Origin of the sequence: Streptomyces calvus, from assembly GCF_006782915.1 — a bacterium.
Lineage (GTDB): Bacteria > Actinomycetota > Actinomycetes > Streptomycetales > Streptomycetaceae > Streptomyces > Streptomyces calvus.
This window is the reverse complement of sequence record NZ_VCNP01000011.1, coordinates 61,165-86,137: the sequence shown is the minus strand read 5'-3', so window position 1 is coordinate 86,137 and position 24,973 is coordinate 61,165. Positions and strand designations below refer to the sequence as shown.

Below are 24,973 nucleotides of genomic sequence, written 5' to 3'. Positions count from 1 at the left end.
CGGTAGCAATGCAGCACGGCAAGTACCGGTTCATCGTGGGGTTCCTGACGGTTCCCCTGGGGCTGTACGCGCTCTTCGTCATCTGGCCGTTCATCCAGTCGATCTACTACTCCTTCACCGACTGGACCGGACTGAGCCCCGACTTCGCCATGGTCGGGTTCGACAACTACGAACGGATGCTGGACGACGACATCTTCTGGAAGTCGTTGCAGCACAGCCTGCTGTTCGCCCTGCTGCTGCCGGTGGTGACGATCGGTCTGGCCCTGTTCCTCGCCTTCATGATCAACGTGGGCGGGCGGCGGCGGCGCGGCGGCCCGGTGATCTCCGGCGTCCGCGGCTCGGCCTTCTACAAGATCGTCTACTTCTTCCCGCAGGTGCTGTCGATCGCCATCGTGGCCCTGCTGTTCGCGTTCGCGTACAACCCGGACAGCGGTGCGATCAACTCGGTGCTGCGCGCGGTCGGCCTCGACGGCGTCCAGCCGCTGTGGCTGGGCGACCCGGACCTCGCCCTGTGGGCCGTGATGGCGGTGCTCGTCTGGTCCACGGTCGGCTTCTTCGTGGTCCTGTTCTCCGCGGGCATGGCGTCCATCCCCGCGGACCTGTACGAGGCCGCACTGCTCGACGGGGCCAACCGCGTGACCACCTTCTTCCGCGTCACGCTGCCGCTGCTGTGGGACACCGTGCAGTCCGGCTGGGTGTACATGGGCATCCTGGCCCTCGGCGCGGAGTCGTTCGCGGTCGTGCAGATCATGACGACCGGCCCCGGCGGCCCCGACTACTCGACCACCGTCATGGTCCTGTACGTGTACCAGAAGGCGTTCCGTGACGGTCAGGCCGCCTATGCCACCACCATCGGTGTCGCCCTGCTCGTCGTCACGCTGGCCTTCGCCGCCGTCGTGATGAAGCTGGGACGGCGCGAGCGGCTGGAGTACTGATGAAGACGACCGAGACCCCCGCCCCCGTACCGGCCGAGTCCGGCGCCGCCGTCACCAAGGCCGGCGCCCCGGGCGGCGGCGAGCCCGCGCGGCACAAGAGGGAGGGCACCGTCCTCAACGTCTTCTCGCACGGGATCCTGGTGATCTGGGCGATCATGGTCGTCATGCCGCTGGTGTGGGCGGTGATGACGTCCTTCAAGGACGACGCCTCCATCTTCGGCTCGCCCTGGTCGCTGCCGGACACGCTGCACTTCGACAACTGGTCGCGGGCCTGGACCCAGGCCCATATGAGCGACTACTTCCTGAACACCGTTCTGGTGGTCGGCGGCTCACTGGTCGGCACACTGGTGCTGGGCTCGATGGCGGCCTATGTGCTGGCCCGTTTCGACTTTCCCGGCAACCGGTTCATCTATTACCTGTTCATCGGCGGCATGAGTTTCCCGGTGATGCTCGCGCTGGTCCCGTTGTTCTACGTGGTCAACAACATGGGACTGCTGAACACGATTCACGGGCTGATCCTGGTCTACATCGCGTATTCACTGCCGTTCACGGTGTTCTTCCTGACCGCGTTCTTCCGGACGCTGCCCAGTTCGGTCGCGGAGGCCGCATTCGTGGACGGGGCCTCGCACACCCGCACCTTCTTCCAGATCATGCTGCCGATGGCCAAGCCCGGTCTGATCAGCGTCGGCATCTTCAACTTCCTCGGCCAGTGGAACCAGTACATGCTGCCCACCGTGCTCAACACGGACGAGGACAAGCACGTCCTCACCCAGGGTCTGGTGCAGCTGGCCGTCAGCCAGGGCTACAAGGGGGACTGGTCCGGACTTTTCGCCGGCCTCGTCATGGCGATGCTGCCCGTCCTCGCCGCGTACATCGTCTTCCAGCGGCAGGTGGTGCAGGGTCTCACCGCCGGAGCCCTGAAGTAACGCTCCGACATCGCTCGCGCACACGCCGCTCCCGTCGCAGACAGCGGCGTGTGCGCGGGTGTCCGTGTCTCCGGAAACGGTTCAACCTCTTGACGGGAGGCAACCCGAACAGCTCAGCTTAGAGTTCACTAGTTGGACATGGACGGGGCCTCGCCGAAGCGGCCCCGCGCGCAGGAGGTCGTCGTGGAGACTCCGGGGTCGCAGTCGTCGCTGCACCGAGCCAACCTGGAGCGGGTCGTCCGAGCAGTACGTCTTGCCGGTTCCCTCACCCAGGCCGAGATCGCGAGGACGACCGGCCTGTCCGCGGCCACCGTCTCCAACATCGTCCGGGAACTGAAGGACAGCGGAACGGTCGAGGTCACGCCCACCTCGGCCGGTGGACGCCGGGCCCGCAGCGTCTCGCTGAGCGGGGACGCCGGCATCGTCATCGGCGTCGACTTCGGGCACACCCACCTGCGCGTCGCGATCGGCAACCTCGCCCACCAGGTGCTCGCCGAGGAGTCCGAGCCGCTGGACGTGGACGCCTCCGCCGCACAGGGCTTCGACCGGGCGGAACAGCTGGTCAGCCGCCTGATCGAGGCGACCGGGGTGGACCGCGCCAAGGTCGCCGGCGTGGGCCTCGGCGTACCCGGCCCGATCGACGTGGAGTCCGGGACGCTGGGCTCGACCGCGATCCTGCCCGGCTGGACCGGCACCAAGCCGGCCGAGGAACTGCGAGGGCGGCTCGGCGTGCCGGTGCACGTGGACAACGACGCCAACCTCGGCGCCCTCGGCGAGATGGTGTGGGGCAGCGGCCGGGGCGTGCGCGACCTGGCGTACATCAAGGTCGCCAGCGGTGTCGGCGCGGGCCTGGTGATCAACGGCAAGATCTACCGCGGCCCCGGGGGCACCGCAGGCGAAATCGGACATATTACACTCGATGAGTCCGGCCCCGTCTGCCGCTGCGGCAACCGCGGCTGCCTGGAGACCTTCACGGCCGCACGCTATGTGCTCCCGCTGCTCCAGCCCAGCCACGGCACCGACCTGACGATGGAGGGCATCGTGCGGCTGGCGCGGGACGGAGACCCGGGCTGTCGTCGGGTGATCGCCGACGTCGGCCGCCACATCGGCAGTGGAGTCGCGAATCTCTGCAACCTGCTGAACCCGAGCCGGGTGGTGCTCGGCGGTGATCTCGCCGAGTCCGGTGAGCTGGTGCTCGGTCCGATCCGGGAGTCCGTCGGCCGCTACGCGATCCCCAGTGCGGCACGTCAACTGTCCGTTCTCCCCGGGGCACTTGGGGGCCGTGCCGAGGTGCTCGGAGCGCTCGCCCTCGCGCTGAGCGAGATGGGCGATTCGACGCTTTTGGACGGCACCGCGACGGGGTCGCTCGCCGTGGCGGGCCCTGCCTTCACTTAGAGAACGGATGGCACCGTTGCCATCTCGTTAAGGATTTACTTCTTGACGTCGCACGTGTGGCCGAGTTGACTTCCAGCCACCTCGGCCGCAACGACGCGGCCTCGTCAGGGAGGTTTCTAGAAGTGAACACGCGTATGCGTCGTGCCGCCGTAGCCATCGCCGCGGGTGCGATGGCCGTCTCGCTCGCCGCTTGCGGCAGCGCCGCCGAGTCCGGCGACAACGCCGACTCCGGTGACTCCGCCGCCAAGGGCGACGACATCAAGGTCGGTCTGCTCCTGCCGGAGAACCAGACCGCGCGGTACGAGAAGTTCGACAAGCCCTTGATCGAGAAGAAGGTCAAGGAGCTCACGAACAACAAGGGCGAGGTCGTCTACGCCAACGCCAAGCAGGACGCCAGCCTGCAGAACCAGCAGGTCGACACGATGGTGACCAACAAGGTCGACGTGCTGATCGTGGACGCGGTGGACTCCAAGGCCATCGCCGGCTCGGTGAAGAAGGCCAAGGACGCCGGCATCCCGGTCGTCGCCTACGACCGCCTCGCCGAGGGCCCGATCGACGCCTACACCTCGTTCGACAACGTGACGGTCGGCAAGACCCAGGGCGAGGCCCTGCTGGAGGCGCTGGGCGACAAGGCCAAGGACGGCCAGATCGTCATGATGAACGGGTCCTCCACCGACCCGAACGCCGCCCAGTTCAAGCAGGGCGCCCACTCCGTCCTCGACGGCAAGGTGAAGGTCGGCCGCGAGTACGACACCAAGGAGTGGAAGCCGGAGAACGCCAACGCCAACATGGAGGGCGCCATCTCCGCCCTCGGCAAGGACAAGATCGTCGGCGTCTACTCCGCCAACGACGGCATGGCGGGCGGCATCATCACCGCCCTGAAGGCCGCCGGCATCGACGACATCCCGGTCACCGGCCAGGACGCCGAACTCGCGGGCGTGCAGCGCATCGTCACCGGTGAGCAGTACATGAGCGTCTACAAGCCGTACCCGCAGGAGGCGAACGTCGCCGCGGAGATGGCCGTGCTGCTGGCCCAGGGCAAGTCGCTGGACTCCCTCGCCAAGGACAAGGTCGACAGCCCCACCCAGAAGGGCGTCCCCGCGGTCCTCGTCCCGGTCGTCTCGCTGACCCAGGACAACATCAACGACACGGTGATCAAGGACGGCATCTACACCGTCCAGGAGATCTGCACCGGTAAGTACAAGGCCGCCTGCGACAAGATCGGCCTCAAGTAAGCAGTCCAGCGTCCCGTGACACACGGGAGTCCGTGACCCGGACTCCCCGACGGGACCGACTGCCCCACGCTCCGCCGGCGCCCCGCACACACCAGCCCCGCAAGCTACGCGGGGCGCCGGACGGACCACCCCCCCTACTTCTGCACAACCTCCCGCCGGGTCAGGCGGCGAAGGAGATGGTTCACGTGTCCGCTACGCCCGTGCTGGCGTTGCGCGGGGTCTCCAAGCGGTTCGGTGCCGTCCAGGCGCTCACCGACGTAGAGCTTGAGGTCCACGCCGGTGAGGTGGTCGCCCTGGTGGGCGACAACGGCGCCGGAAAGTCCACGCTGGTCAAGACGATCGCCGGCGTGCATCCCATCGATGAGGGATCCATCGAGTGGGAAGGCCGGCCCGTCCAGATCGGCAAGCCGCACGACGCCCAGAACCTGGGCATCGCGACGGTCTACCAGGACCTCGCGCTGTGCGACAACATCGATGTCGTCGGCAACCTCTACCTGGGCCGGGAGATCCGCAGGCGCGGCGTCCTGGACGAGGTGGAGATGGAGCGCCGCTCCCGCGAGCTCCTCGACACCCTCTCGATCCGCATCCCCAGCGTCCGCATCCCGATCGCCTCCCTCTCCGGCGGTCAGCGCCAGGTCGTGGCCATCGCCCGGTCCATGCTCGGCGAGCCGAAGCTGGTGATCCTGGACGAGCCCACCGCCGCCCTCGGCGTCGAGCAGACCGCGCAGGTCCTCGACCTCGTCGAGCGGCTGCGCGAGCGCGGCCACGCCGTCATCCTCATCAGCCACAACATGGCCGATGTGAAGGCCGTGGCGGACAAGGTCGCCGTCCTGCGCCTCGGGCGCAACAACGGCGTCTTCGAGGTCAAGTCGACCTCGCAGGAAGAGATCATCTCCGCCATCACGGGCGCCACGGACAACGCCGTGACCCGTCGTGCGGCGCGCACCAATGGGGAGATCAAGAAGTGAGCACCGAAAAGACCTCCACCCCCACCGAGGGCCACGCCGTGGCGAACCCGGAGGCGGCCGCCGCGGCCGTGACCGTGGTCGACCCCCGGCTGCTGGTGCGCGAACAGGGCTTCGCGGGCTACTGGAACGAGTTCAAGCGGAAGATGAAGGCCGGTGACCTCGGCTCCCTGCCCGTCGTGGTGGGTCTGCTGATCATCTGGGCCATCTTCACCAGCCTGAACCCCAACTTCCTCACCGCCGGCAACTTCTCGGACATGTCCGTCGCCATGGTCGGCACGGGCATGATCGCCGTCGGTATCGTCTTCGTCCTGCTGCTCGGCGAGATCGACCTGTCGGTCGGCTCGGTCAGCGGTGTCGCGGGCGCCGCCTTCGCGGTCATGAGCGTCACGCACGGCATGAACGAGGTGCTGGCCCTGGTGCTGGCGATCCTCACCGGCACGGTGGCCGGCGCCATCCACGGCTTCATCTTCGCCCGCATCGGCGTCCCGGCCTTCGCCGTGACCCTGGCCGGACTGCTGTTCTGGCAGGGCTTCATGCTGCAGATCCTGGGCGACAACGGCACCATCAACCTCGACTCCGAGGGCCTCGTCGTCAAGCTGACCAGCTACTACTTCAGCGACGTGGCCGCCGCCTACGGTCTGGCCCTCGTCGCGACCGTGGGCTACTTCCTGGTCGCCTTCTTCGACAACCGCCGTCGCGAGGCAGCGGGCGTGCCCTCCCGGCCGCTCAACGAGATCATCGTGCGGACCGTCCTGCTGGCCGTGCTGGCGTTCGCCGTCGCGATCGTCTTCAACCAGTACAAGGGCCTGCCGCTGGCCGTGGTGATCTTCCTGGCGTTCCTGGTGCTGACGGACTTCGTGCTGCGCCGCACCGCCTACGGCCGCAAGGTGTTCGCGCTCGGCGGCAGCGTCGAGGCGTCCCGCCGGGCCGGCATCAACGTGGAGATGGTCCGCATCTCGGTCTTCGCGATCGCCGGCACCTTCGCCGCGATCGGCGGCCTGTTCGTCGCCTCGAAGATCGCCTCCGCCAACCAGGGCGCGGGCACCGGTGAGTTCCTGATGAACGTCATCGCCGCGGCCGTCATCGGCGGTACGTCCCTCTTCGGCGGCCGCGGCCGCACGTGGGACGCGCTCCTCGGTGTGATGGTGATCATCTCGATCACGTACGGCCTCGCCCTGGAGGGCATCGCCTCGCCGGTGCAGTACATGATCACCGGCGGTGTGCTGCTGGCGACGGTCGTCATCGACGCCGTCACCCGCAAGACGCAGAAGACGGCGGGACGCGCCTAAGGACGTCCGAGCCGGCCGGTCCCCGGCCCGCCGCGCCCGCGCGGCGCGGCCGCGGACCGACCCGGCCCCCCCGCCCCCGAGTACGCAACTGTTGCCCGGTGCCCCGACAGGTACCGGGCAACAGCCGTGTCGTAAGGCGGACGCATCCGGGGTACCGCTGATCGCGTGACGTATGACGCACCGCCCGGAGTCCGTGCGCCGGAGCGGAACATTAGACTCGACACGCCCGGCAACAGCTCGATCAGCTCTACTGCAAGGAGGCACGGGTGCCGCTGCTGACCCGCATCAGGGGACCGCGCGATCTGGACCGGCTCAGCCTGGAGGAGCTCGACCAGCTGGCCGGGGAGATCCGGACCTTCCTCGTCGACGCGGTCTCCAAGACCGGCGGCCACCTCGGCCCCAACCTCGGTGTGGTGGAGCTCACCATCGCCCTGCACCGGGTCTTCGAGTCGCCGAAGGACAAGGTCCTGTGGGACACCGGCCACCAGTCCTACGTGCACAAGCTGCTGACCGGACGGCAGGACTTCTCCCGGCTGAAGATGAAGGGCGGCCTGTCCGGCTACCCCTCGCAGGCCGAGTCCGAGCACGACGTCATCGAGAACAGCCACGCCTCCACGGTGCTCGGCTGGGCCGACGGCATCGCCAAGGCCAACCAGATCAAGAAGCGCGACAGCCACGTCGTCGCCGTCATCGGTGACGGCGCGCTCACCGGCGGCATGGCCTGGGAGGCGCTGAACAACATCGCCGACGCCAAGGACCGCCCGCTCGTCATCGTCGTCAACGACAACGAGCGCTCCTACGCGCCCACCATCGGCGGCCTCGCCAACCACCTGGCGACCCTGCGCACCACCGACGGCTACGAGCGCTTCCTGGCCCGCACCAGGGACCTCCTGGAACGCACCCCGGTCGTCGGCCGCCCCCTCTACGACACCCTGCACGGCGCCAAGAAGGGCCTGAAGGACTTCATCGCCCCGCAGGGCATGTTCGAGGACCTGGGCCTGAAGTACGTCGGCCCCATCGACGGCCACGACATCGAGGCCCTGGAGTCCGCGCTGGCCCGCGCCAAACGCTTCAACGGCCCGGTCATCGTCCACTGCCTCACCGAGAAGGGCCGCGGCTACCAGCCCGCCCTCGCCGACGAGGCCGACCGCTTCCACGCCGTCGGCAAGATCCACCCCGACACCGGCCTGCCGATCGCCTCCTCCGGCGCCGACTGGACCTCCGTCTTCGGCGACGAGATGGTCAGGATCGGCGAGGAGCGCGAGGACGTCGTCGCCATCACCGCCGCGATGCTCCAGCCGGTCGGCCTGGACAGGTTCGCCAAGCGCTTCCCCGAGCGGGTCTACGACGTCGGCATCGCCGAGCAGCACGGCGCCGTCTCCGCGGCCGGCCTCGCCCACGCCGGAGTGCACCCGGTCTTCGCCGTCTACGCCACCTTCCTCAACCGCGCCTTCGACCAGGTCCTCATGGACGTGGCGCTGCACAAGTGCGGTGTGACGTTCGTGCTGGACCGGGCCGGCATCACCGGCACCGACGGCGCCTCCCACAACGGCATGTGGGACATGTCGATCCTCCAGGTCGTCCCCGGGCTGCGGCTGGCCGCGCCGCGCGACGCCGAGCAGGTCCGCGCCCAGCTGCGCGAGGCCGTCGACGTCGACGACGCGCCGACCGTGGTGCGCTTCTCCAAGGGCGCCGTCGGCCCCGCCGTGCCCGCGGTGGGCCGGGTCGGCGGCATGGACGTCCTGCGCGAGCCCGGCACCGACACCCCGGACGTGCTGCTGGTCTCGGTGGGCGCGCTCGCGCCGATGTGCCTGGAGATCGCCGGCCTGCTCGACCGGCAGGGCATCTCGACCACCGTCGTCGACCCGCGCTGGGTCAAGCCCGTCGACGAGGCCATGGCCCCGCTCGCCGAGAAGCACCGCGTCGTCGTCACTGTCGAGGACAACTCCCGGGTCGGCGGTGTCGGCTCCGCGATCGCCCAGACCCTGCGCGACGCCGGCGTCGACGTGCCGCTGCGCGACTTCGGCATCCCGCCGCGCTTCCTCGACCACGCCTCCCGCGCCGAGGTCATGGCCGAGATCGGGCTCACCGCCCCGGACATCGCCCGCCAGGTCACCGGCCTGGTGGCGAAGCTCGACGGCATCCCCCACTCCCGGCTCCGCTCGGGCGGGAGGACGCCCGCCGAGCGGTCCGCCGCCGAGGCGGTCGACTCGGTGGAGTCGGCCCGCGACTGACCCGTCGTCCACGCGTCGCCCGGATGGGCCGCCCGTGCCACTGTGAAGAGTGGCGCGTGCGGCCCATCCGCGTGAGAACGCCCGCGCCGGGGCATACGACCTACGCCCCCTCTCGATCATGTCGAGGACGACAAGCGTGGGAGGTACCCGTGACAAGCCCCCTCTTCCGGACGAAGAAGGTCGAGCAGTCGATCCGTGACACCGAGGAACCCGAGCACGCGCTCAAGAAGTCCCTCTCGGCCCTGGACCTGACCGTCTTCGGCGTCGGCGTCATCATCGGCACCGGCATCTTCGTCCTCACCGGTACGGTCGCCAAGAACAACGCCGGACCCGCCGTGGCCCTGGCCTTCGTGGTGGCCGGCGTCGTCTGCGCGCTCGCCGCGCTCTGCTACGCCGAGTTCGCCTCCACCGTGCCGGTGGCGGGCTCCGCGTACACGTTCTCGTACGCCTCCCTGGGGGAGCTGCCCGCCTGGATCATCGGCTGGGACCTCGTCCTGGAGTTCGCGCTCGGTACGGCGGTGGTGGCCGTCGGCTGGTCCGGCTACATCCACTCGCTGCTGAACAACGCGGGCTGGGAACTGCCCGTCGCGCTCGGCACCCGGGACGGCGCCGAGGGCTTCGGCTTCGACATCCTCGCCGCCGCGCTCGTCCTGGTCCTCACCGGCATCCTCGTCCTCGGCATGAAGCTCTCCGCGCGGGTCACCTCGGTCGTCGTCGCCATCAAGGTGACCGTCGTCCTCGTCGTGATCATCGCCGGCGCGTTCTTCATCAAGGGCTCCAACTACAAGCCGTTCGTGCCCGACGCGCAGCCGGTGGCGGCGGGCCAGAGCCTGGACTCCCCGCTGATCCAGCTGATCTTCGGCTGGGCCCCGGCCAACTTCGGCGTCATGGGCATCTTCACCGCCGCCTCGGTCGTCTTCTTCGCCTTCATCGGGTTCGACATCGTCGCCACGGCCGCGGAGGAGACCAGGAACCCGCAGCGCGACATGCCCCGCGGCATCCTCGGGTCGCTGTTCATCTGCACCGCCCTGTACGTCGCCGTGTCGATCGTCGTCACCGGCATGCAGCACTACAGCGAACTGAGCGTGGACGCGCCGCTCGCGGACGCGTTCAAGGCCACCGGGCATCCCTGGTTCGCCGGCTTCATCAGCTTCGGCGCCGCCGTCGGCCTCACCACGGTGTGCATGATCCTGCTGCTCGGCCAGACCCGCGTCTTCTTCGCCATGAGCCGCGACGGCCTGCTGCCCCGCTTCTTCTCCCGCGTCCACCCCCGCTTCCGCACCCCGCACCGGCCGACCGTGCTGCTCGGCGTGATCATCGCCGTCGTCGCCGGCTTCACCCCTCTGACGGAGCTGGCGGAACTGGTCAACATCGGCACGCTGTTCGCCTTCGTGGTCGTCGCGATCAGCGTGATCATCCTGCGCCGCTCCCGCCCCGACCTGCACCGGTCCTTCCGCACCCCCTGGGTGCCGTTCCTGCCGGTCCTGTCGGTCGCGGCCTCCCTGTGGCTGATGCTCAACCTGCCCGCCGAGACCTGGGTCCGCTTCGGCATCTGGATGGCGATCGGCATCGTCGTCTACTTCCTCTACAGCCGCACCCACAGCCGGCTGGCGCGAGGGGAGGACAAGACACCGGTCCCGCCCGCCCGGTGACACCGCCCCGGTCTCCCGGATCTCCCGGGCCGTCGGAACCGTCGGCGGGCCCGGGGCTCAGGGCCGTACCGTGCGCGGCCCCGCGACGTCCGCGCCCAGCGCGGTCACCCTGCGGCGCAGCTCGCGGTCGGCCGTGACGACCAGCACCGGACGGTCGCCGGCCTCGCCCACCAGCTCGACCATCCGGTCGTCGCCGCTCCCGGGCGCAGCCACCACCCGGACACCCGGCACCGACGCCACGCCGCGGGCCGCGCCCTCCACCACCATCACGATCTCCACCGGCCCGGACCGCTCGGGCAGTCCTTCCGTGGCCAGCCGGTCACGAAGCCGCTCCGCGGCGCCCCGCCGGTCACGCCACCACCCGTCGGGCACCGACCCGACGACATTCGCGGCGTCGACGATCACGAGCAGGACAGGGGTGTCGGTCATGGGGGCCAGGGTGCCATGCCGGGCGGCCGGCCCGGACGCACGCCGAGGCTTCGGTACCGCAGCGCCGTTCGCCGGTTCGGCAGGCGTGGTTCGCCGGTGTCAGGACCTGCCGCCGTTCGCCGGTGACTTCTTGGCCGACTCCGGGATGTCCGCGTCCTCGCGGATCGCCTTCCACAGGGCCGACGCCTGCGGCTCGGCGGCCACCACCCGGTTCGGGTCGGTCGCGTCGTACTGCACCGGAAGCATGATCGTCTCCATGCGGGCCGGGTCGACCCCGTTCATGCTGCGGCCGAACTCCGCCAGCGCGGTGAGGGAGGCGAGTTCGGAGTCGGTGGTGAGGGCCGAGGTGAGCTCGTCGGCGATCTTGTAGGTCTTGGCGGGGCTGCCCAGCAGGTCCTGCCGCTTGATCTCGCCGAGCAGGGCGGTCATGAACTCCTGCTGGAGACCGATGCGTCCGAGGTCGCTGCCGTCGCCGACGCCGTGCCGGGTGCGGACGAACTGGAGGGACTGGGTGCCGTCGAGACGGTGCGTGCCCGCCGTCAGGTCCAGGCCGCTGGACGTGTCGTGGATGTCCTGGTCGACGGTGACGGTGACCCCGCCGATCGCGTCCACGAGGTCCTTGAAACCGGCGAAGTCGATCTCCATGTAGTGGTCCATGCGCACCCCGGACATCTTCTCCACCGTTTTGACCACGCACGCCGGACCGGCCTGCGCGTAGATGGAGTTGAACATCACACGCTCGGCGGGAGCCACCTGGGAGCCGTCCGCCTTGGTGCACTCCGGCCGGCTCACCAGGGTGTCGCGCGGGATGCTCACGGCGACGGCCTCGGTGCGGCCCTCGGGTATGTGCATCACCAGTGCGGTGTCCGAGCGGGCACCGGCGACGTTGCCCGTCTTCAGTCCGGCGTTGGCGCCGGCGCGCGAGTCGGAGCCCAGGACCAGGATGTTCTGACCGGAGGTCGGCAGCTTCTCCGGACGGTCCTTGCCGATGGCGTCGTCGATGTCGACGCCCTTGATGTTGCCGTCGAGTTCGCTGTAGAGCCAGTAACCGGTACCGCCGGCCAGCAGGAGGAGGACGAGCAGCCCGAGTCCGATCCTGCGGCCCAGCCGACGGGGTCTGCGTGCCCGCCCGTTGCGTGCCCGCCCCCTGCGGTGGGACGGGGGAGCGGCGGTGTCAGTGCTCATCTCGCTCGATTCCTCTGAATCCTGGCGGCCGGGTGGGGCCGGGCGGTGGTCAACAGCGTGCCGGTGCTGCAAACGCGCGCCGCATGGGGGGAACCGACGCGGAATCATCGCGGGGGCGGTGGCCGGAAACCCGCAATGAATCGGACTGGTGCCCGAGCACTATAGACGGACGATCCGGGCCGCGGCACGCGAACCCGGGCACGGCGATGTGTGGAGATCGTGTCCCCGGGCTGTGAACGGCCGGATCCGACCGCAAGGGAGCGGTCGCACTGCGTGATCGAATGCGATCCGAATCCTTGTCAAAAACGGGCAAACAGACTGCAGTGCAGCATCTCGTCTGGACAAATACTTGAAAATGATGTGAATATCCGGAGCAGCAGTATCACGTGCAAGCTGTTGCGCCAGAAGTGCCTGGGGGGGCCGGTGGATTTCAGCAAGGACAGTGCTGTCGTGTACGACCCCGCTGCTCGAGTTGGAGGTCCGCCGACCGGAAGCGTTCCGGCTGGCTCAGAACTGTTGGAGTCGAGGCCCAGCCAGTGAAGCTTTCCGTCATCGTGCCGATGTACAACGTGCGCGACTACTGTGCCACCACGCTCAAGTCCCTGGCCTTCAACGCCCGCAGCGACTTCGAGTTCATCGTCATCGACGACTGCTCGACGGACGGCACGGCCGAAATCCTGCAACGGGAGATCCGCAAGGTCCCCGGCGCCGTGCTCTACCGCACCCCGCAGAACTCGGGCATCTCCGCCACCCGCAACGCGGGGCTGCGGCTCGCCACGGGCAAGTACATCGCGTTCCTCGACGGTGACGACTGGTTCGCGCCCGGCTACCTCGGCCGGCTCGTCGACGCCATCGAACAGCTCGGCTGCCACTTCGTGCGGACCGACCACATTCGGGTCGTCGGCAAGAAGCGCGAAGTCGTGCGCTCGCCCCAGGCCGTGCGGAACACCCCGCTCCGGCCGATCGAGTCGATCATGCCCGTCAACGCCTCGACCATGGTGGACTATCCGCTGGTCTGGGCCGGCATCTTCGACCGCGAGGTGCTCGCCGCCCGCGACCTGCTGTTCTTCGACGAGAAGCTGCGCACCGCCGAGGACCGGATGTGGACCTGGCGGCTGCATCTGCACACCGACTCCTACGCGGCCGTCGACCTGGCGGGCATCTTCTACCGCCGTGACGTCAGCACCTCCCTGACCCGCATCCCCGACGAGCGTCAGCTCGACTTCATCCCGTGCTTCGACCGGGTCGCCCAGGAGGTCGCCGCCCACCCCTGGGGCCGGCACATCATGCCCAAGGTCATCCGGACCTACTGCGCCATGATGGCCATCCACCTGGACCGCGCCGACACCTACGAGGAGGACGTGCGGGCCCTGCTCAAGAGCCGGATCGCGGGCGCCCTCGAACGACTGCCGCAGCAGCTGCTGGAGCGGACCCTGGACGAGATGGGCGCCAAGCGCGCCAAGCTCATCAACTCCGTGCGCGACCTGGCCGTCCCCGAGCCCCGCCCGAGTGACGCCGTCGACGTGCGCTACCTGCCCAACCAGGGCCGCCGCGCCACCTGGACGCCCCGGCCCGGCCGGGCCGACGGGCGGCAGAACCAGCAGGCCATCGGGGTCACCGCCTGATGTCGACCCAGATCTTCGTCGCCTCCACGCTCTACGGCGCCCTGACCCTGTCGGCGGCCGTCGACGCCGGGCAGTTCGGACCGGCCGGCAGCGCGCGCCGCATCCTGGTCGTGTGCACCAACACCGAGATCCCGGAGGTCACCACACCGCTCGACGCCATGGAGGGCTTCGAGTCGCTGCGGCCCCGCTTCGACGCCGTCATCTCGTGGAACGAGGTGATCTTCCCGTACCACCCGAGCCTGTGGGACCCCCGCACCCAGGACGTGCCCATGTGGCGGGAACTGCTCGGCATGCGCTGGAACATCCCGGACGGTCCGATGGAACTCGTCGTCGAGTCCATCCAGGTCAAGCCGGCACTGACGTTCTGCAAGATCTTCCGCAACGCCTCGATCACCGTGTACGCCGACGGCCTGATGACGTACGGCCCGACCCGCAACGAACTGGCCCGCGACGTCCACTCGCGCATCCGCCGCACCCTCTACCTGGAACTCGTCCCCGGTCTGCGGCCCCTGCTGCTCACCGAGTACGGCGTGCCGAGCGAGCCGGTCGAACCGACCGCGGTGCAACGCGTGTTCGCCGAGTTCGGCCAGGCGTGCGTCCCCGCGCTCCAGGAAGCCATCCCGCCCGGCTTCCCGTCCGGCCACCGCGGAGCGGCGATGCTGCTCGGGCAGTACCTCTCCAGCATCGGGCTGCTCACCGAGGAGGAAGAGGAACGGCTCCACCTGCGGATGTTCGAGGCGGCCGTCGGCCTCGGCTTCACCTCGGTCCTCTTCAAGCCCCACCCGAGCGCTCCCCAGAGCTTCAGCGAGTCCCTCGTGGTCCGCGCCCGGGAGCTGAACGTCCAGCTGCTGGTGCTGGAGACGCCGCTGCTCGCCGAGGCCGTCTTCGGATACCTCGGGCCGGTCGCCGTCATCGGCTGCTTCTCCACGGCCCTGTTCACCGCCCGCGCCGTCTACGGCATCCCCGCCGCCGCGGTGGGTGCCCGTGAGGTGCTGCGCAAGCTGCGGCCGTACCCGAACAGCAACCGCATCCCGGTGACCATCTGCGAGGTCGCCCTGCCGGACCTGGAGGCCGCGGGCTTCGCCGGACCCGACCTGCTGGCCAGCCCGGACTGGATCCACGGCGAACTCGCCGAGTACGTGGCCGCCGTCGGCTACTGCATGCAGCCCGAACGCAACCCGCACCTGCGGGAGCGGACCGTCGCCTACATCACCCGTGCCCTCCCGCAGATGGAGGCCCGGCCCGCACTGCGCATGCACTTCAAACCCGACCTGCTCTACAAGCTGTCCCTGCCCGGCGCGCCCTCCGAGGCCGAGATGCGCGCCCTGGAACAGGCCGAGAAGGAACGCAAGGGCAAGAAGGCCACCGGCGCCGGTCGGGACAAGGGCGGGCACGAGGAGATCTCCGTCGACTCCTTCAAGGAACACCTCGAGGCCGGCGACACGGACACCGCCCGGCGCATCGGCGACCAGATCCTCAAGGACCGCAAGCCCATGGACGTCCTCATCGGCATGGCGCGCATCCACATCGGCGACGACGACCCGGAGCAGGCGAAGCGGATGCTGTCGCTCGCCGCGATGTCCGGCGACGAGCGAGCGATGACCTGGATCAAGATCGCCGAGGTGGCCGCACTGATGGGACGCGAGGGCAAGGCCCTGCGGATCTTCGCGGCCCAGGAGGCGTTGCGCATCAACCCCGAGTCGACGGCGGCCGCCCGGCTGGTCAGGACCCGCGGCGCGCGCAAGGCGGCCAGGGCGATGTCCGTGGGCTGAACCGCGAGACCTCCCGAACAGCGAACAGCAGGCGAAGAAGGATCAGTACAGGCGATGCGTATTCACGTGCTCGCCGACTCCGACACCCGATGGAAGTGGGGTGGCGAGTTGGCGCAACGACTCCACCCCGCACCCCGGGTGCACGCACACATGCTCAACGGGCGCGCCACGCCCACCGCCCGGCAGATGGCCGAGGTGGGCATCCGGCCCGAGACGGTGACGCAGTCCTCGGTGGCCGAGTTCGTCACCAGCCCCGCACTCGGCCAGGCGGACGTGCTCGTCGTCGGCTCCGTCGGCGGCACCACCCAGGCGATCCTGCACGGCCTCGCCCGCGTCTTCGAGCACGCCCCGCGCCGTCCCGTCCTGGTCACCGGCTACGTCGGCGTCGTCTACGAGAACCTGACGGACGGCCTGCTGCTGCGCGCCGGCGCCGACGTGGTGCTCGCCAACAGCCCCTTCGACGCCCGCCGGTTCCGGGAGATCTACCACGGGCTCGGCATCGACGACGACTGCGTCGTGCAGACCGCGCTGCCGTTCCTCGCCGAGCAGCAGTACGACCCGCTGCGCACGGGCGCCACGCACCCCTTCACCGTGACGTTCGCCGTGCAGCCGTCGGTGCCCGAGGACCGCGACGGCCGGGTCTACATCCTGCGCCGGGCCATCCAGCACGCCCGGCTGCGCCCCGGCCGCGAGGTGCTCATCAAGCTGCGGTCCAAGCCCGGCGAGCAGACCACCCACATCGAGCCCTACCACTACGAGACCCTGGCCGAGCAGCTCGGCGAACCGCTGCCGCCGAACCTGCAGTTCGTCTACGGGAACATGGCCGAGGTCCTGGACCGCACCGACCTCCTCGTCACCGTCAGCTCCACCGCCGCCCTGGAGTCGATGCACCGCGGCATCCCCACGGTGATCCTCAGCGACCTCGGCGTCCGTGAACCGCACGGCAACCACTACTTCACCGGCTCCGGCTGCATCGCCTCCTGGAACGAGATCGACGAGGGGTGCCAGCCGTATGCGCACGAGGGCTGGCTGGAGGAGCAGGGCATCCTGGCGCAGGACCCGTATGCCCAGCTGCGCCGGCGGGTCACGTCCCTGAGCCGGGCGGCGCTGCCACCGATCCGGCCGTACTACACGATGCAGAACGCCGCGGGCTACCTGCCCCGGCTCCTGGCCAGGCGCGGCCTGGCCCCCGACGGAACCCCGCTGCCCCACGCGGCGAACTCCGCCGGCCAACGGCCCGGCCTGATGGCCCGGACCTCACGCAAGGCCCTGCGCCGCGCGTACCGGTTCGGGGTCCAGACGGTCGCGCCGAAGATCCAGCGCTGGGGCGGTCTCTGAGCCCCGGGCTCGGCACCGCTCCCTCACCTCCCCCCACCACTGCGCGCACGCAGCCCGTGCGCTCCCACTCCGCCAGCCGCAGCACCCGAGGTCTGATATGTCAACATTTTCCGCCCCAGTCGTGGTGGCCGTCATACCGGCCCGCGGTGGCTCCAAGGGCATCCCCGGCAAGAACGTGGCACCGGTCGCGGGTGTGTCGCTCGTCGGCCGGGCCGTGCGCGCCTGCCGGGGGTCGGACCGGGTGACCCGCGTCGTGGTGAGCACCGACGCCGACGACATCGCCGAGGAGGCCCGCCGGCACGGCGCCGAGACCGTCGTACGGCCCGCCGGCCTCGCCTCGGACACGGCGTCCAGCGAGTCCGCGCTGCTGCACGCCCTCGACGTCGTCGAGGAGCGGCACGGCCGGCGCACCGACGTGCTGCTCTTCGTCCAGGCCACCAGCCCCTTCCTGACCACCGAGGACGTCGACGGCGTGGTCGGAGCCGTGCTGGACGGCGGCGCCGACTCGGCGTTCACCGCCTCGCCGTTCCACGGATTCGTGTGGCGCGGTGTCCGCGAGGAGGGACAGCGGGCCGTCGTGGCCGCCGAGGGCGTCAACCACGACAGCGCCGAACGGCTGCGCCGGCAGGACCGGCCCGAGGAGTTCCTGGAGACCGGCGCCGCCTACGCGATGCGCGCCCAGGGCTTCCGCGACCACCAGCACCGCTTCTTCGGGAACGTGGCGGCCGTGCCCGTCGACCCGGCCCGCACCCTGGAGATCGACGACCCCGCCGACCTCGAACGGGCCCGGGCACTGGCTGGGCTCCTCGACGCGCCCCGGTTCCCGACCCGCGCCGACGTCGACGCGGTCGTCCTCGACTTCGACGGCACCCAGACCGACGACCGCGTGTGGATCGACGCCGACGGGCACGAGACCGTGGTCGTCCACCGGGGCGACGGCATGGGCATCGCCCGCCTGCGCACAGCGGGCGTCCCGGTCCTCGTCCTGTCCAGCGAGACCAACCCGGTCGTCTCCGCCAGGGCACGCAAGCTCGGTGTCCCCGTCATCCAGGGGACGCTGAGCAAGGACGTCGAACTGCGCAAGTGGTACGAGGCCGAGGGCATCGACCCCGGCCGGATCCTCTACGCCGGCAACGACGTCAACGACCTGCCCTGCTTCGAACTCGTCGGCTGGCCCGTGGCCGTGGCCGACGCCCACGACATCGTCCGTGAACGAGCGCGCGCCGTGACCACGTCACGCGGGGGCCACGGCGTTGTCCGCGAAATAGCAGCACACCTTCTCGGAAAGGCTCTCTGATCAACATGCAGCACCACCCTGTCCGCCGCATCGGCTCCCGCGTGGTCGGTCACGGCGCTCCCGCCTACGTCATCGGCGAGATCGGCATCAACCACAACGGCGACCTCGACAACGCCTTCAAGCTGATCGACGCCGCCGCCGAGGCCGGCTGCGACGCCGTCAAGTTCCAGAAGCGCACGCCGGAGATCTGCACCCCGCGCGACCAGTGGGACATCGAGCGCGACACGCCGTGGGGCCGGATGACGTACATCGACTACCGCCACCGCGTGGAGTTCGGCGAGGACGAGTACCGCCGGATCGACGAGTACTGCAAGTCGAAGAACATCGACTGGTTCGCCTCCCCGTGGGACACCGAGGCCGTCGCCTTCCTCGAGAAGTTCGACGTCCCCACCCACAAGGTCGCCTCCGCCTCCCTCACCGACGACGAACTGCTGCGCGCCCTGCGCGCCACCGGCAAGACGGTCATCCTGTCCACCGGCATGTCGACCCCGGCGCAGATCCGGCACGCGGTCGAGGTGCTCGGCAGCGAGAACATCGTCCTGCTGCACGCCACCTCGACGTACCCGGCGAAGGCGGAGGAGCTCAACCTCCGTGCCATCAACACCCTCCGGGCGGAGTTCCCGAACGTCCCGATCGGCTACTCCGGCCACGAGATCGGCCTGCAGACCACGGTGGCCGCGGTCGCCCTCGGCGCCTGCATGGTGGAGCGCCACATCACGCTCGACCGCGCCATGTGGGGCTCCGACCAGGCCGCGTCCGTGGAGCCGCAGGGCCTTCAGCGCCTGGTCCGCGACATCCGCACCATCGAGGCGTCCCTCGGCGACGGCGTGAAGAAGGTCTACGAGTCCGAGCTCGGCCCGATGAAGAAGCTGCGCCGCGTCACCGGCGTCGTCGCCGAATCGGCGGTCCCGGCCGCGTGATGACGACCCTCGCCCTGGTGGAGAGTCCCGCCCAACTGCTGAACGTGGCGGAATGGGCGCATGCCGGTCACCGGGGCGAGGGCCGTGTCGCACTCGAGGTGGCGGTCCTGCTGCCGATGGACGCGTGGTCGCGGGTGCAGCTCTCCCGGGTCGCGGAACTGGCCGCCGTGAGCGACCTGGACATCACCCGGTTCGAGGTGCGGTCCGGGACCGTCAGCCGGATGCGGCAGATCGCGGCCGTGCGCAAACGGGTGGCGGCGGCCGAACGGCTCGTCGTGGGTGACCTGTTCTCCGGCCTGGTGCAGATGCTGCTGCCCTCCGCCACCGCCCGGGAACTGGTCATCGTCGACGACGGCACGGCCACCACGGAATTCGTGCGGATCGTCACCGAAGGCCGTCGGCTGACCCGCTGGCACCAGCAGGCCGGCGGCGCCGGCCGGGGCGGCCGGGCCATGACCTGGCTCACCGAACCGGCGCTGGACCGCACGCTGTTCACCTGCATGGAAGTCGCTCCGCCGCCGGGCATCCGGATCGTCTCCAACGAGTACGGCTGGACGCGGAGCCGCTTCCCTCGGCCCACCGTGCGCGACGGCGCCGACCTGCTCGGCACCTCGCTGGTCGAGACCGGCATCGTCGGGGAGGAGCACTATCTGCGGGCGGTGGCCGCCATCGTCCGTACCCGCGGCGTGGACCGGTATCTCGCCCACCGCCGCGAGAGCAGGGACAAGCTCCGGCGGATCGCCGAGGCCACGGGCGTCCGCGTGCTCCGGCCGGACCTGCCGCTGGAACTGCTCGCCGCCCAGGGGCCGATCGGCCACACGGTCCTGACCTTCCCGTCCACCGTGGCCCACACCCTGCCCATCGTCCTGGGCGGCGGAGGTGTGCGGGTGGAGCTCTGCGAGGTGTCCGAGGCGTGGTTCACGCCGGACACCACGGCCCACGCGGTGGGCTTCCTGCACGGCATGGCGGAGTCGGCGAAGCGCCGGCACGGACTGTCGAGCATGAGCCCGGGCCTCGTGGGGCGCTGACCGCCCGCGCGGCCGGTCCGACCGCCCGCACATCCGGGCCGGCCGTCAGATGTCGCGCCACTGACCGAGCGAGAGCCCGGACTCCGACACCTGGCGGGTGATCCGCGGGACACCGTCCGTGCCCAGCATGGCCACCACGATCCGGCCGTGCGCGTCCAGCACCGTCGCGGGATCACCGAGGCAGGGGCGGCCGACCTCGGCCCACTCCACGCCCCACTCCTCGGCGTTGGTCACGAAGGCGCCGAACACCGGTGTCCCGCCGACCCCGCGGTGGACGAGGACCGTGCAGTCCTGCCCGTCGATGACCGTGCGCAGCGCGGACAGCGCACCGCCGCCCGGAGCGCCGCCGATCGGTACCACGGAGCCGTTGGGGCGGATCGCCAGCAGGTTCGGGGAGTAGGCGTCGGCGGCGTAGTAGGTGAGCTGGTCCTCGGCCGTCTCCAGGGCCACGCCGGTGCCCGGCACCACGGTGACGTGGAGGTCCTCCTGGCGTTCGAACGCGCCGCCCTGCACGGGCTGCTGCCAGTGGTGCAGCGGCTTCTCGGACGGGCCGAGCACGCCGATGCGGCCCTTGGAGGTGACGCCCACGGTCACGCCCTCGTGCAGCGCGCTGCCGCGCAGGTCCTGCCAGGGACGCCACTTGCCGTCCTTGTCCTCGTGCCGCACATGGAGGCCGCGGCCCGCGTTGCGGACGAAGACGTGCAGGATGCCGGCCCCGTCGACGGCGCCGGTGGGAAAGCCCAGGCGCGGGTTGCGCTCGTCGTCGGCCTTGTACGGGTTGCCGATGGCACGCCACTCGTTGAGCGGACGGCCCGACTGGTACTGCATGGAGTACATCAGGTCGGTGACGGTCCTGCCGCCGGCGGCCTGCCGGACGCGGTGGGCCAGGAAGTGCAGATAGCCGTTGGCGCCCTGGGCGATGGTGAGGTGGCTCAGGTGCGGCGGGACGGGAAGGTGCTCGGGCCCGTTCCAGTCGGGTCCGCCGGGGCGCGACTCGGTCCAGCGCAGCAGTTCCCCGGAGCCCAGGGCGAACAGGGTGAGCCGTCCGTCGGTGCCGCGCGTGAGCCACTTGCCGCCCACCGGGTTCTCGGCTCCGTGCGAGCCCGTGGCCGACTGGGAGCCGGCCGCCCTCTCGGGTGCGCGTCGCCCGTCCTTCGCTCTTCGCCGCATTCGGCCGTCCATCCTTCCGTCTCCCCGGAACGGCCTCCCCGTACGGCGACCAGGATTGACACATTATATGGCTAAACCTTTTTCACTCCTTCACCTCACCCACGCTTTGTGACCGGAGCGCCGAAGGCGCGCCCAGAACGGACGAAGGGCCCCCGCGGAGCGGGGGCCCTAGTCACGCGCTCGGAGGTTACGCCGGGACCGACGCCACCCCGGCCTCCAGGAACCGCTTCCCGTTCACCCGCTCGGAGACGCCCTCGCGGTCCAGGTACGGCGTGATGCCGCCCAGGTGGAACGGCCAGCCGGCGCCCGTGATCAGGCACAGGTCGATGTCCTGGGCCTCGGCGACGACGCCCTCGTCGAGCATCAGCCCGATCTCCTGCGCCACCGCGTCCAGCACCCGGGCCCGCACCTGCTCCTCGGTCAGGACGGTGTCGCCCTGCTTGAGCAGCGCGGCGACCTCCGGGTCCAGCTCCGGCTTGCCGGAGTCGTAGACGTAGAAGCCGCGCTTGCCGGCCTCGACGACCGCCTTGAGGTTCGGGGAGACGGTGAAGCGGTCCGGGAAGGCCCGGTTGAGGGTCTCCGAGACGTGCAGGCCGATCGCCGGGCCGACCAGCTCCAGCAGGACCAGCGGCGACATCGGCAGGCCGAGCGGCTCGACCGCCTTCTCGGCGACCTCGACCGGCGTGCCCTCGTCGATGACGTTCTGGATCTCGCCCATGAAGCGGGTCAGGATGCGGTTCACGACGAACGCCGGGGCGTCCTTGACCAGCACCGCGGTCTTCTTCAGCTTCTTGGCGACACCGAACGCCGTGGCCAGCGACGCGTCGTCCGTCTTCTCGCCGCGGACGATCTCCAGCAGCGGCAGGACCGCGACCGGGTTGAAGAAGTGGAAGCCGACGACCCGCTCGGGGTGCTTCAGCTTCGACGCCATCTCGGAGACGGAGAGCGAGGAGGTGTTGGTGGCGAGGATCGCGTGCGCCGGGGCGACCGCCTCGACCTCCGCGAACACCTGCTGCTTGACGCCCATCTCCTCGAAGACGGCCTCGATGACGAAGTCGGCGTCGGCGAAGCCCTCGGCCTTGTCCAGGACACCCGTCACCAGCGCCTTGAGGCGGTTGGCCTTGTCCTGGTTGATGCGGCCCTTGCCGAGCAGCTTGTCGATCTCGGCGTGGACGTAGCCCACACCCTTGTCGATGCGCTCCTGGTCGATGTCCGTGAGGACGACCGGGACCTCCAGGCGGCGCAGGAACAGCAGCGCCAGCTGCGAGGCCATCAGACCGGCGCCGACCACGCCGACCTTGGTGACCGGGCGGGCCAGGTTCTTGTCCGGGGCTCCGGCGGGACGCTTGCCGCGCTTCTGCACCAGGTTGAACGCGTAGATGCCGGAACGCAGTTCGCCACCCATGATCAGGTCGGCGAGCGCGGTGTCCTCGGCGTCGTAGCCCTGCTGGAGGTCGCCGTTCTTGGCGGCGGCGATGATGTCCAGGGCGCGGTAGGCGGCCGGGGCGGCGCTGTGCACCTTGGAGTCGGCGATGAAGCGGCCCTTGGCGACGGCCTGGTCCCAGGCCTCGCCGCGGTCGATCACCGGCCGCTCGACCACGATCTCGCCCTTGAGGACGGACGCCGTCCAGATCAGCGACTGCTCCAGGAAGTCCGCGCCCTCGAAGATCGCGTCGGCGATGCCGAGTTCGTGGACCTGCTTGCCCTTGAGCTGCTTGTTCTGGTTGAGGCTGTTCTCGATGATCACCGAGACGGCCTTGTCGGCGCCGATCAGGTTCGGCAGCAGCGTGCAGCCGCCCCAGCCGGGAACCAGACCGAGGAACACCTCGGGCAGGGAGAACGCGGGGATCGCCGCGGACACCGTGCGGTAGGTGCAGTGCAGACCGACCTCGACGCCACCGCCCATGGCGGCGCCGTTGTAGTACGCGAACGTCGGCACCGCGAGATGCGCGAGGCGCTTGAAGACGTCGTGGCCGCCCTTGCCGATGGCGAGCGCGTCCTCGTGGCGCTTGAGCAGCTCGACGCCCTTGAGGTCGGCGCCGACCGCGAAGATGAACGGCTTGCCGGTGACGCCGACGCCGACGATCTCGCCGTCCGCGGCCTCCTTCTCGACCTGGTCGACGGCGGCGTTCAGGTTCGCCAGCGACTGGGGGCCGAAGGTGGTCGGCTTGGTGTGGTCCAGGCCGTTGTCCAGGGTGATCAGGGCGAAGCGGCCCGCGCCCAGGGGGAGGTCGAAGTGGCGCACGTGCGCCTGCGTGACGACCTCGTCCGGGAACAGCTCGGCCGCACCCTTCAACAGTTCTGCGGTGGTGCTCACTTGCTGCCTCCGGCGTTCTCGAAGTGCGGGTTCTCCCAGATGACCGTCGCGCCCATGCCGAAGCCGACGCACATGGTGGTCAGGCCGTAGCGGACGTGCGGCTGCTCCTCGAACTGGCGGGCCAGCTGCGTCATCAGCCGGACGCCGGAGGAGGCCAGCGGGTGTCCGAAGGCGATGGCGCCGCCGTACTGGTTGACGCGGGCGTCGTCGTCGGCGATGCCGTAGTGCTCCAGGAAGGCGAGGACCTGGACGGCGAAGGCCTCGTTGATCTCGAACAGGCCGATGTCGGAAATGGACAGGCCCGCCTGGGCGAGCGCCTTCTCCGTGGCCGGGATCGGGCCGTAGCCCATCACCTCGGGCTCCACGCCCGCGAAGGCGTAGGAGACCAGGCGCATCTTGACCGGCAGCCCGTTCTCGCGGGCGAAGTCCTCGGAGGCGATGACCGAGGCGGTGGCGCCGTCGTTCAGACCGGCCGCGTTGCCCGCGGTGACCCGGCCGTGCACGCGGAACGGCGTCTTGAGGTTCGCCAGGTTCTCCAGCGTGGTGCCCGGGCGCATCGGCTCGTCGGCGGTGACCAGACCCCAGCCGGTCTCGCCGCCCTCGGGGTTGGTGCGGCGTACGGAGATCGGCACCAGGTCGGCCTGGATCTTGCCGTTGGCGTACGCCTTGGCGGCCTTCTCCTGGGAGCGCACCGCGTACTCGTCCGCGCGCAGCTTGGTGATGGTCGGGTAGCGGTCGTGCAGGTTCTCCGCGGTCATGCCCATGAACAGGGCGGACTCGTCGACCAGCTTCTCGGAGACGAACCGCGGGTTGGGGTCGACGCCCTCGCCCATGGGGTGGCGGCCCATGTGCTCGACGCCGCCCGCGATGGCGACGTCGTACGCGCCGAAGGCGACGGAGCCGGCCACCGTGGTGACGGCGGTCAGGGCGCCGGCGCACATGCGGTCGATGGAGTAGCCCGGGACCGAGGTGGGCAGGCCCGCGAGGATGCCGGCCGTGCGGCCGATGGTCAGACCCTGGTCACCGATCTGCGTGGTCGCGGCGACGGCGACCTCGTCGATCTTCTTCGGGTCGAGCCCGGGGTTGCGGCGCAGCAGCTCCCGGATGGCCTTCACGACGAGATCGTCGGCGCGGGTCTCGTGGTAGATGCCCTTCGGGCCCGCCTTGCCGAACGGGGTGCGGACGCCGTCGACGAAGACGACGTCCCTGACGGTACGAGGCACGATGGCTCTCCTCCAGGTGCGGGATGCTGAGCGCT

At 69.9% G+C, this 24,973-nt stretch carries 19 protein-coding genes; 14 read left to right on the top strand and 5 right to left on the bottom strand.

Annotation, left to right across the window (positions count from 1 at the left end):
- Window positions 1-8 precede the first annotated feature (8 nt).
- The 8 genes from FGW31_RS06780 to FGW31_RS06745 all read left to right on the top strand — a co-directional run bounded on the left by FGW31_RS06780 (window position 9) and on the right by FGW31_RS06745 (window position 10,634).
- Window positions 9-935, top strand: coding sequence for a carbohydrate ABC transporter permease (locus FGW31_RS06780; protein ID WP_142192444.1), 927 nt, complete (start codon window positions 9-11; stop codon window positions 933-935).
- A complete protein-coding gene (locus tag FGW31_RS06775) occupies window positions 935-1,861 on the top strand; it encodes a carbohydrate ABC transporter permease (protein WP_142192443.1) in 927 nt (308 codons plus the stop codon). The genes FGW31_RS06780 and FGW31_RS06775 overlap by 1 nt, the downstream gene beginning before the upstream one ends.
- Window positions 1,862-2,044: 183 nt before the next feature.
- On the top strand, window positions 2,045-3,256 hold the full coding sequence (locus FGW31_RS06770; protein WP_142192460.1) for an ROK family transcriptional regulator: 1,212 nt from the start codon (window positions 2,045-2,047) through the stop codon (window positions 3,254-3,256).
- Window positions 3,257-3,390: 134 nt separating this feature from the next.
- The gene (locus FGW31_RS06765) at window positions 3,391-4,491 is read left to right on the top strand and encodes an ABC transporter substrate-binding protein (RefSeq protein ID WP_161175848.1); all 1,101 of its coding nucleotides are present in this window, start codon (window positions 3,391-3,393) and stop codon (window positions 4,489-4,491) included.
- A gap of 176 nt (window positions 4,492-4,667) precedes the next feature.
- A complete protein-coding gene (locus FGW31_RS06760; protein WP_161175844.1) occupies window positions 4,668-5,459 on the top strand; it encodes an ATP-binding cassette domain-containing protein in 792 nt (263 codons plus the stop codon).
- Window positions 5,456-6,748 (top strand): sugar ABC transporter permease, encoded by a 1,293-nt coding sequence (locus tag FGW31_RS06755; protein WP_142192440.1) that lies wholly within the window; start codon window positions 5,456-5,458, stop codon window positions 6,746-6,748. The genes FGW31_RS06760 and FGW31_RS06755 overlap by 4 nt, the downstream gene beginning before the upstream one ends.
- Window positions 6,749-7,014: 266 nt before the next feature.
- Window positions 7,015-8,982, top strand: a complete 1,968-nt coding sequence (dxs, locus tag FGW31_RS06750; protein ID WP_142192439.1) for a 1-deoxy-D-xylulose-5-phosphate synthase — start codon at window positions 7,015-7,017, stop codon at window positions 8,980-8,982.
- 149 nt (window positions 8,983-9,131) lie between these two features.
- Window positions 9,132-10,634: an amino acid permease gene (locus tag FGW31_RS06745; RefSeq protein ID WP_142192438.1), complete on the top strand. Its 1,503-nt coding sequence runs from the start codon at window positions 9,132-9,134 to the stop codon at window positions 10,632-10,634.
- 57 nt (window positions 10,635-10,691) lie between these two features.
- On the opposite strand, the gene FGW31_RS06740 is transcribed toward FGW31_RS06745, so the two are convergent.
- Window positions 10,692-11,063: a PIN domain-containing protein gene (locus FGW31_RS06740; RefSeq protein ID WP_142192437.1), complete on the bottom strand. Its 372-nt coding sequence runs from the start codon at window positions 11,061-11,063 to the stop codon at window positions 10,692-10,694.
- A 99-nt stretch (window positions 11,064-11,162) separates the two neighbouring features.
- Complete coding sequence (locus tag FGW31_RS06735) at window positions 11,163-12,248, bottom strand: LCP family protein (RefSeq protein ID WP_142192436.1); 1,086 nt, start codon at window positions 12,246-12,248, stop codon at window positions 11,163-11,165.
- A gap of 536 nt (window positions 12,249-12,784) precedes the next feature.
- Between FGW31_RS06735 and FGW31_RS06730 the strand changes: the two genes are divergently transcribed.
- From FGW31_RS06730 to FGW31_RS06705, 6 genes are all read left to right on the top strand, one after another.
- Window positions 12,785-13,873, top strand: a complete 1,089-nt coding sequence (locus FGW31_RS06730; protein WP_233288539.1) for a glycosyltransferase family 2 protein — start codon at window positions 12,785-12,787, stop codon at window positions 13,871-13,873.
- On the top strand, window positions 13,873-15,645 hold the full coding sequence (locus FGW31_RS06725) for a polysialyltransferase family glycosyltransferase (RefSeq protein ID WP_182674497.1): 1,773 nt from the start codon (window positions 13,873-13,875) through the stop codon (window positions 15,643-15,645). The genes FGW31_RS06730 and FGW31_RS06725 overlap by 1 nt, the downstream gene beginning before the upstream one ends.
- Before the next feature lie 54 nt (window positions 15,646-15,699).
- Entirely contained in the window at window positions 15,700-16,983 is a 1,284-nt protein-coding gene (locus FGW31_RS06720) for a DUF6716 putative glycosyltransferase (RefSeq protein ID WP_142192435.1), read from the top strand.
- Between the two features lie 97 nt (window positions 16,984-17,080).
- The gene (locus FGW31_RS06715; RefSeq protein ID WP_142192434.1) at window positions 17,081-18,280 is read left to right on the top strand and encodes an acylneuraminate cytidylyltransferase; all 1,200 of its coding nucleotides are present in this window, start codon (window positions 17,081-17,083) and stop codon (window positions 18,278-18,280) included.
- 5 nt (window positions 18,281-18,285) lie between these two features.
- Window positions 18,286-19,200, top strand: coding sequence for an N-acetylneuraminate synthase family protein (locus FGW31_RS06710; RefSeq protein WP_142192433.1), 915 nt, complete (start codon window positions 18,286-18,288; stop codon window positions 19,198-19,200).
- Window positions 19,200-20,228, top strand: coding sequence for a hypothetical protein (locus FGW31_RS06705; protein ID WP_142192432.1), 1,029 nt, complete (start codon window positions 19,200-19,202; stop codon window positions 20,226-20,228). The genes FGW31_RS06710 and FGW31_RS06705 overlap by 1 nt, the downstream gene beginning before the upstream one ends.
- A 45-nt stretch (window positions 20,229-20,273) precedes the next feature.
- On the opposite strand, the gene FGW31_RS06700 is transcribed toward FGW31_RS06705, so the two are convergent.
- The 3 genes from FGW31_RS06700 to FGW31_RS06690 form a co-directional block, all read right to left on the bottom strand.
- Complete coding sequence (locus FGW31_RS06700; protein ID WP_142192431.1) at window positions 20,274-21,398, bottom strand: PLL family lectin; 1,125 nt, start codon at window positions 21,396-21,398, stop codon at window positions 20,274-20,276.
- Between the two features lie 187 nt (window positions 21,399-21,585).
- Window positions 21,586-23,715: a 3-hydroxyacyl-CoA dehydrogenase NAD-binding domain-containing protein gene (locus FGW31_RS06695; protein ID WP_142192430.1), complete on the bottom strand. Its 2,130-nt coding sequence runs from the start codon at window positions 23,713-23,715 to the stop codon at window positions 21,586-21,588.
- Window positions 23,712-24,938, bottom strand: coding sequence for a thiolase family protein (locus FGW31_RS06690; RefSeq protein ID WP_142192429.1), 1,227 nt, complete (start codon window positions 24,936-24,938; stop codon window positions 23,712-23,714). Before FGW31_RS06690 ends, FGW31_RS06695 begins: the two co-directional genes overlap by 4 nt.
- Between the last annotated feature and the right edge of the window lie 35 nt (window positions 24,939-24,973).